Source organism: Sphingobium sp. B2D3A, from assembly GCF_025961795.1.
Lineage (GTDB): Bacteria > Pseudomonadota > Alphaproteobacteria > Sphingomonadales > Sphingomonadaceae > Sphingobium.
Map to the genome: position 1 here is coordinate 3,599,272 of NZ_JAOQOI010000001.1, position 8,049 is coordinate 3,607,320.

Here is an 8,049-nt window from a genome sequence, read left to right on the forward strand (position 1 = left end):
TCGACGCGCTCTTAGAAGACCGCTTGTCAGGCGATCCATAATTCCGTACATCAGGAATTAACGGTCACTGAGAGCCGTCTTGGGAGAGTGAACATGAGAGCTTTGTTGTTGTGCACCGTCGCGTGCGCCGCCTTCATCCCCACCGCCGTCGCCGCACAGGACGCCGCGGTTTCGCCGGCCGATACGACCAATGATGGCGGCCTGGTCGACATCATCGTCACCGCCCAGCGCGTGGAAGAGAACAGCCAGCGCACCCCCCTCGCCGTCGATGTGATTCGCCCCGAGGAGCTGACCCGCCAGAATGTGGTCCGCGCGGAAGATCTCTCCCGCATCTCCCCGTCCCTCTCCGCATCCGGCGGTGGCGGGCCGACGACGGTGTTCTTCGTGCGCGGCGTGGGCAACTCCACCGTCAATGCCTATTCGGATCCGGCGATCTCGTTCAACTATGACGGCGTCTACATCGGTCGTCCCACCTCGACCTCCGGCGTGTTCTACGATCTGCAGCGCGTCGAAGTGCTCAAGGGGCCGCAGGGCACGCTCTATGGGCGCAACGCAACCGCAGGCGCCATCAATGTCATCCCCAATCGGCCCAAGCTGGGCGAGACATCCGGCAGCGCGACCCTGGGTTATGGCAATTATAACTGGTTCACGGGCCAGGCAGCCCTGAACGTGCCGCTCGGCGAAACTGTCGCCCTGCGTGCCGCCGGCACATTCTCCAGCCACGATGCCTTCCAGACCGACGGCACCGGCAACCAGCGCGAGCATGGCGGTCGGCTGCAGATCTATGCCGAGCCCACACCGGACCTCTCCCTTCGTGTCGCAGCCGATTATGCCCACCAGGGCGGCGCGAGCAGCAGCGGCTATTATCTGGGCGCGGTCAACCCGACCTTCGGCCCGAACGGCCCCTCGGGATATCAGTTCGTGCCCAGCAACTTCTCGACCCAACAGGGCCTGCTCGATCCGGCCTCCAACGCCTATCTGGCGCCGCGCTTCTTCACGCAGGTCGGCCGGGCCGGCGCGGTCGTGGATGGCGTGCCGTTCAACGACAATGACTATTGGGGCATAACCGCCGAGCTGAACTACACCACGCCCGCCGGCACGCTGACGGTCCAGCCCGCCTATCGCGAGGCGGACCTCGAATATGCCTTCAACGGCGTGTTCCGGCAGGGTTACACCAAGGAAAAGGACAAGCAGACCAGCGTCGAAGCCCGCTGGACCGGCGACTTCGGCCCGTCAGTCGATTATCTGATCGGCGCGATGTACTTCGACGAGGAAATCGCAGCAGTCGCCCGCTACAACCAGCAGAGCCTCTCGCCCTATCAGAACTTCCGGACGAAAACGGAAAGCTGGGCCGGCTTCGGCAAGCTCACCGTGCGCCCTGTCGAACAGCTGAGCCTGACGGCCGGCGCGCGTTACACCTCGGACAAGAAGCGGTTCGACGGCACCTCGAATGTCTACATCCTGTTCTGCGGCAATCCCGCGCCGCCGCAGGATATCTGCCCCACCCTGCCGTTCATCCCGTTGGCAGAGACGGAAGCCGATTTGCAGGCCTTCTATGGCCAGCGCGGCATCCCGATCACGCCGGTTCCGCTCTTTGCGCTGCCGCCGATCGCCGGCGGTTCTCAGACCGCACCTTTTGTCCTGCGCTCGCAAATTCCGATCAATTCCGGCCTGACCAACAACAAGTTCACTTATCGCCTGGCTGCGCAATATGATTTCTCGCCGCGCAATATGGTCTATGCCAGCTTCGAGACGGGCTACCATGCCGGCGGCTTCAACTTCGCACGCGGCCTTGAGACCTATCGTCCGGAAACGATCGACGCCTATACCATCGGCACCAAGAACCGGTTCCTCGACAACCGCCTGCAGGTAAACCTCGAGGGCTTCCTGTGGAAGTACAAGGACCAGCAGTTCAGCCAGTTCGGCTATGACCTCGGCACGCCGCCCTCGACCGTGTTCCTGACGCGCAACATCGGCAACAGCACGATCAAGGGGCTGGATCTCGACGTGGAATTCATGGCCACGCCGAACACCCTGCTCTCGGCGAATGTGCAGTATCTCGACACGAAATATGACAGCTTCGTCTACTTCGCGCCGAACCAGGGCCTACCGGCCAACACCACCTGCGCCTCGACGCCCCAGCAGCAGGTGACGCCGGGCGGCACAATCAACGTGTTCCGCATCGATTGCTCCGGCAACCAGGCGTTCAACTCGCCTAAATGGTCGTTCAATCTCGACGCGCAGCAGACCATTCCGCTCGGCACATACAAGGCTGTGCTGCAGGGCGGGACGCGCTATCGTGGATCGAGCTATTCTACGGCGGACTATCTGCCCTATCTCCGGTCGGAAGCGGCGTTCGTGAGCTATGCGTCGCTAACGCTCGCAACGGAGGATGACCGGGTCTTCGTCACGGCGTACATCAACAATATCGAGAACAATCAGCGCCTCATTACGGGCAACATCACATCGGCCTCGCTGGTCACGGCCAGCGCAGAACAGCCCCGGACCTACGGTCTGCGTGTCGGCGGCAAGTTCTGAGCAAGGTCAGGCTCATCCAGGGAGTTATGCATGGTTAGCGTTACCGATCTTCATTATGTCGCCATGGCCGTGCCGGACCTTGCCAAGGAACGCGAGTTCTACGGCAAGACCTGGGGGCTGATTGAGGTCGCGGAGCAGGACGGCCGCGTCTACTTCGCCGCCGAAGGCATGCCCCACCCCTATGTGATCGTGCTGCGGGAAGACGCGGAGAAGAAGACTGATCTCGTCGGCTTCTCCGCCGCCTCCAAGGAGGACGTGCTGGCGATCTTCGAACAGGTGAAGGCATCCGGCGCAAAGATCATCAGCGAGCCCGCTCCGGCCAGCGGCCCGGCCGGGGGCTTCGCCTTCCGCTTCTTCGATCCGGACGGGCGGGCGATGGAAGTGATCTGCGACAGCACCCCGCGTGAGTTCCGCAAGCTCGACAAGGGCGAGGCCATCCCCATCGGTATCAGCCATGTGGTGTTCCACTCGCCCGACCATGTCGCGCTCGCAGACTTCTACCAGAAGGCGCTGGGCTTCCGCCTGTCCGACTGGATCGGCAAGTTCATGGTCTTCCTGCGCTGCAACTCGGCGCACCACCGCCTCGCGATCCTCCCCGGACCGCCGGCACTCAACCACATCGCGTTCGACGTGAGTTCGGTGGACGAGCTGATGCGCGGCCTCGCACGGATGCATGAGAGCGGTATCAAGCTGAGCTGGGGGCCGGGGCGGCACACTGCGGGCAACAACACCTTCAGCTACTTCGTCACGCCCAACGGCAATGCCGTCGAGTACACTTCCGACCTTGAGGAAGTGAACGAGGACAGCTGGCAGGTCACGCATTATGAGCCAGGGCCAAACACCATCGATCAATGGGGCACCGGTCGCATCATCACCGGCAATGTGCCCCATGCCGAAATGCAGCCCGACAAGGGCCTGTGGCAGGTTCCGGCCTAAGAAAGGCGCTTACAGCATGATCCGTACAGCATTGGTCGTCGGCGGCGGCGTCGGTGGCATGAGCGCGAGCCTGTCTCTCGCCAAACGCGGCGTCGCCGTGGAATTGATCGATATCGACCCGCAATGGCGCGCTTATGGCGCTGGCATCAGCGTTACCGGGCTGTCCTTGCGGGCGTTCGATGACCTCGGCATTCTGGATGAAATCCGCGAGCAGGGCTTTGTCGGCACCGGCTTTCGCCTGCGCACGCCCGACGGCGCGGTGGTGATGGAAACGCCGCGCCATGCCGGGCTCGCTCCCATCGATTCGAGCGGCGGCATCATGCGCCCGGTGCTTCATGCCATCTTGCAGAAGCATGTTCGCAAGGCCGATGTCACCGTGACGCTGGGCGTCGAGCCGCGCGGGTTCAGGGAAAGCGGGGACGGGGTGACCGTCGCCCTGTCCGATGGCACGGAGCGCACCGTCGATCTGGTCGTCGCGGCCGATGGCATCCAGTCCAAGACGCGCAAGACCCTGTTCCCCGATGCCCCGGCTCCGCAGTTCACCGGACAGGGCTGCTGGCGTATCGTCGCCGACCGCCCCGAGGGTCTCAACGGCGCCGAAATGTACATCGGCGGCCCGGTCAAGCTCGGCCTCAATCCGATCTCACAAGACAAGCTCTACGCATTCATCCTCGAGCATGTGCCGGACAATCCCTGGTATGCCGATGAGGACATGCTGCCACGCGTCGCCGAGCTGCTCGCGCCCTATGGCGGCGACATCGTCAAAATCCGGGAAAGCCTCGGCGAAGACTCGCTGGTCAATTACCGCCCGCTCGAATGGCAGCTCCTGCCCCTGCCCTGGCACAAGGGGCGCGTGGTGGTGATCGGCGATGCCGCCCATGCCACCACGCCGCATATGGCCTCGGGCGCCGGCCTCGCTGCCGAGGATGGCCTCGTACTCGCCGATGAGCTGGCGAAGACCGACGATGTCGAAGCCGCACTGACCGCCTTTGGCCTGCGCCGGTTCGAGCGCGCGCGGATGGTGGTAGAAAACTCGGTGCGGATCGGCGAGATCGAGATGGCCGGCGGCAATCAGGTGGATGCCAACAAGATGCTCGGCGGAACGATGCAGAAACTCAAGGAGCCCTATTGATGACGGTTGGTTTGGCGACAGTGGGCACGGCTGCCGTGCTCGTCCGCGACGATCGCTTCGTCCCGCTGGCCCATTGGGGCGAGCAGCGCGACCTGCCCGGCCTTCTGGCGGCGTGGGACGAGATCCTGCCGCAGATCGAGCGCTGGGCCGCTGACGAGGCGGCCTTTGCCGGTGCGCAGAGCTTTGCCGAGGCCGATGTGCGGGCGCCCTATCGCCCCGGGCAGGTGTTCTGCACCGGCGCCAACTACAAGAAGCATGTCGTCGGCCTTGTCATGGGCGACCCCTCGATGCGCACGGCCCATGCCGAGGCGATGAGCGACGACGAGCGCCGCCGCAAAGTCGAGGAGATGATGGACGCCCGCGCGCAGGCGGAACCCTATTGCTTCATCAAGCTGCCCTCCTGCGTGGTCGGTCCGCGCGACGCCGTGGTGCTGCCGCGCAACGTGATCAAGCCGGACTGGGAACTGGAACTGGGCGTGGTGATCGGCAAGCCGGCCCGCCACGTCTCCGCCGCGCAGGCGATGGACCATGTCGCCGGCTTCGTGGTGGTGAACGACGTCACCGCGCGCGAGCAGATTTTTCGCCGCGATGCCGGCGGGCTGGGCGCGGACTGGCTCTCGGGCAAATGCTTCCCGACCTTCCTGCCCTTCGGCCCGATGATCGTGCCCCGGCAGTATGTCGCCGATCCCTATGATCTGACGATCACCCTGTCGGTCAACGGCAAGGTCTATCAGAACGAGTCGACACGCGACATGATGGTCAGCATCGAGCGGCAGATCGCCTATCTCTCCGATCGCGTGGAGTTGATGCCGGGCGACGTGATCTGCACCGGCTCGCCTTATGGCAATGGCTCCGCCTTTGGCGTGTTTCTGCAGCCGGACGACGAGATGGAAGGCATGATCACTGGCCTCGGCACCCAGCGCAACCGCTGCGTGGCGGAAGGCGCCAGCTAGGTGCGGGGCCGCAGGCCGTTCATCAGCAGGTCGACGACGAATTCCTCATATCGGCTGATCAGCTCCTCGGCAGCGATATCTGCCGGGAAGAGCTGCCTGACCACCGGCTCGGCAGTCGCAAAGAAGTCGAACAGTCCGAGGACCGCGACGTGAAGCAGGGCGGGATCGACGTCCCTGATCGAACTGGAGTCCCGCGCGAGCACCTCGCCCAGCCAGGCGACAGCCTCGCGGTTCATGTCACCGAGGCGCTCGCCCACGTCGGACGATTTCGCGTCGGCCAACTCGTCGACCATCAGCCGGTGGATATGCCGGTTGGAGCGGGTGAACCGCGCCGTGCGGCGAATATTGTCTTCCACCACTTCATGCGCCGGGCGCGGATCGCGGGCGCTATAGGGCACCCGGTCCATCATCGAGGTCGCAACCGCCAGCAGCAGGTTACTGCGGTCCTTGAAGTAATAGCGCACCAGCGCCGGGTCCACGCCCGCTTCCCGCGCGATCATCGCAATCGAGATGCGCTCGGGCGGATGCTCCTTCACAAGCCGTTCCGCCGTTTGCAGTACGACCTCGCGCCCGACCCCATTTTCGGCCGGCCGGCCCTGCCCCCGTTTGCGCGGCTTTTTCGCTTCACCCATGCCCTTACGCTTGGCGCGAAAAATATATTCCTGCAAATAGGAATTGCTGGACCGCGCGCAATCGCTAAGCTTTGACGGATATCGACAGGAGAGCATGATGGCCAACTGGCCTTTCACCCAAGGCATTCATGACATCGGCAACGGCCTTTACGGCTATGTTCAGCCGGATGGCACATGGGGCTGGTCCAATGCGGGCCTGATTGCCAGCGACAGCGAGACGCTGCTGGTGGATACGCTGATGAGCGTGCCGCTGACGCGCGAAATGCTGGACCAGTTCAGGGCCAAGGTGCCCGAGGCCGCGAAGATCGACCGGCTGGTCAATACCCACGCCAACCCGGACCATTTCTTCGGCAACGGATTGGTGGCGGATGCCGAGATCATCGGCACGACCGAAGCCAGGAAGGAAATGACCGGCTTCAACCCGAAGATGCTCGCCAACCTCAAGGACGTCTACACCGAGATGGGCGATACCGGCGCGTTTCTCTATGAAACCATGGGCCGCAAGTTCGATTTCTCCGGCGTGGATGAGCTGACGCTGCCGAACCGCACCTTCGACGGGCGGCTCGATCTCACGGTCGGCTCCAAGGCGGTCTCGCTGATCGACCTCGGCCCGGCGCACACCGATTCGGACACGATCGTGTGGGTGCCACAGGATCGCGTGGTGTTCACCGGCGACCTGCTGTTCAACGAGGGGCATCCGATCATGTGGGCCGGCCCGGTCGAGAACTGGATCGCCGCCTGCCAGTATATCGTCGATCTCGATCCGCAGGTGGTGGTGCCGGGCCATGGTCCGATCACGGACACGCAAGCCGTCCGCAACATCAAGGCCTATTTCGAATATGTCCGCGATGAATCGCGCAAGCGGTTCGAGGCTGGCCTCTCCTACGAGGACGCCGCGCGCGACATCAACATGCAGGAATTCCGCGGCTGGAGCGACCCCGAGCGGATCGTTGCCAACGTCTTCTCGCTCTACAAGCAGTGGGGCGCCCAGTTCACGCCGGAGCAGCACCGCGATCTGTTCGGCGCGATGGGCCGCTACCATCATGAAATGCAAAGCCATGCAGAAGGGTGCGACCATGCCCATTGAGATCAACGCGACGCACGACCCGCATCGCAAGAGCTGGGTCGAAAGCGCAAACGCGGCTGACAGCGATTTCCCGATCCAGAATCTGCCCTTTGGCCTGTTCCGTCACCGGGGGGTGGCGCGCGGCGGTGTGGCGCTGGGTGCGTACATTATCGATGTACCCCAGCTCCACGCCGCCGCGCTGCTGGATGGCGACGCGGCAGAGGCTGCGGCGGCCATGGGCGGCCCATCGCTCGCGCCCCTGTTGGCCGCCAGCCCGGCCTCGATCAGCGCCTTGCGGGCCCGCCTCTCCGACCTGTTCCGCGCCGATGGGCTGGGCGACCGGCAGCAACTCGAAGCCATGCTGGTCCCGCAGGCCGAAGCGGAACTGCTGATGCCGCTCAAGCCCACGGCTTTTACCGATTTCTGCACATCCTACGATCATATCGCGCGGATGGCGCAGAAGGCGCCACCGCTGGCCGCGCTCTCGCTGCCGGTTGCCTATAACGGACGCGCCAGCTCCGTGCGCGAAGATGGCACGCCGGTCGTCCGGCCGCAGGGCCAGTTTGAAGCCCCGCCCGGCAGCGGCAACGTCCAGTTCGCGCCGGAGCCGATGCTCGACTTCGAGCTGGAGTTCGGCGTGTGGCTGCGCGGCGGCAATCCGCTCGGGCAGCGCATTAGTGTGGCACAGGCGGAAGACCTCATGTTCGGCTGCTGTCTCGTCAATGACTGGTCGGCGCGCGGCATCCAGTTCTTCGAATCCATTCTGGGGCCGCATCTGGGCAAGAGCTTCCT

At 64.0% G+C, this 8,049-nt stretch carries 7 protein-coding genes; 6 read left to right on the plus strand and 1 reads right to left on the minus strand.

Annotated elements, in window-relative coordinates; genetic code table 11:
- The first annotated feature begins 93 nt into the window (after window positions 1-93).
- The 4 genes from M2337_RS16780 to M2337_RS16795 are packed head-to-tail and all read left to right on the plus strand — an operon-like array spanning window position 94 to window position 5,559.
- Entirely contained in the window at window positions 94-2,538 is a 2,445-nt protein-coding gene (locus tag M2337_RS16780) for a TonB-dependent receptor (RefSeq protein WP_264571161.1), read from the plus strand.
- A 30-nt stretch (window positions 2,539-2,568) separates the two neighbouring features.
- Entirely contained in the window at window positions 2,569-3,474 is a 906-nt protein-coding gene (locus M2337_RS16785) for a VOC family protein (RefSeq protein ID WP_264571162.1), read from the plus strand.
- A gap of 16 nt (window positions 3,475-3,490) precedes the next feature.
- Window positions 3,491-4,606, plus strand: a complete 1,116-nt coding sequence (locus M2337_RS16790) for an FAD-dependent oxidoreductase (RefSeq protein ID WP_264571163.1) — start codon at window positions 3,491-3,493, stop codon at window positions 4,604-4,606.
- Complete coding sequence (locus M2337_RS16795) at window positions 4,606-5,559, plus strand: fumarylacetoacetate hydrolase family protein (RefSeq protein WP_264571164.1); 954 nt, start codon at window positions 4,606-4,608, stop codon at window positions 5,557-5,559. The genes M2337_RS16790 and M2337_RS16795 overlap by 1 nt, the downstream gene beginning before the upstream one ends.
- On the opposite strand, the gene M2337_RS16800 is transcribed toward M2337_RS16795, so the two are convergent.
- Window positions 5,556-6,191 carry a TetR/AcrR family transcriptional regulator gene (locus M2337_RS16800; RefSeq protein WP_264571165.1) on the minus strand — a complete coding sequence of 212 codons (636 nt, stop codon included), beginning with the start codon at window positions 6,189-6,191 and terminating at the stop codon, window positions 5,556-5,558. The two genes, M2337_RS16795 and M2337_RS16800, sit on opposite strands and share 4 nt — an antisense overlap.
- Window positions 6,192-6,288: 97 nt before the next feature.
- Here M2337_RS16800 and M2337_RS16805 point away from each other — a divergent pair, with 97 nt between their 5' ends.
- Both M2337_RS16805 and M2337_RS16810 read left to right on the plus strand, forming a co-directional pair.
- On the plus strand, window positions 6,289-7,278 hold the full coding sequence (locus M2337_RS16805) for an MBL fold metallo-hydrolase (protein WP_264571166.1): 990 nt from the start codon (window positions 6,289-6,291) through the stop codon (window positions 7,276-7,278).
- Window positions 7,268-8,049, plus strand: a 782-nt coding sequence (locus tag M2337_RS16810; RefSeq protein WP_264588615.1) for a fumarylacetoacetate hydrolase family protein, incomplete at its 3' end; no start/stop codon positions are given. The genes M2337_RS16805 and M2337_RS16810, both read left to right, overlap by 11 nt.

Coding starts and splice junctions, on each gene's coding strand:
- M2337_RS16780 (WP_264571161.1), top strand. CDS start 94: ATGAGAGCTTTGTTGTTGTGCACCGTCGCGTGCGCCGCCTTCATCCCC.
- M2337_RS16785 (WP_264571162.1), top strand. CDS start 2,569: ATGGTTAGCGTTACCGATCTTCATTATGTCGCCATGGCCGTGCCGGAC.
- M2337_RS16790 (WP_264571163.1), top strand. CDS start 3,491: ATGATCCGTACAGCATTGGTCGTCGGCGGCGGCGTCGGTGGCATGAGC.
- M2337_RS16795 (WP_264571164.1), top strand. CDS start 4,606: ATGACGGTTGGTTTGGCGACAGTGGGCACGGCTGCCGTGCTCGTCCGC.
- M2337_RS16800 (WP_264571165.1), bottom strand. CDS start 6,191: ATGGGTGAAGCGAAAAAGCCGCGCAAACGGGGGCAGGGCCGGCCGGCC.
- M2337_RS16805 (WP_264571166.1), top strand. CDS start 6,289: ATGGCCAACTGGCCTTTCACCCAAGGCATTCATGACATCGGCAACGGC.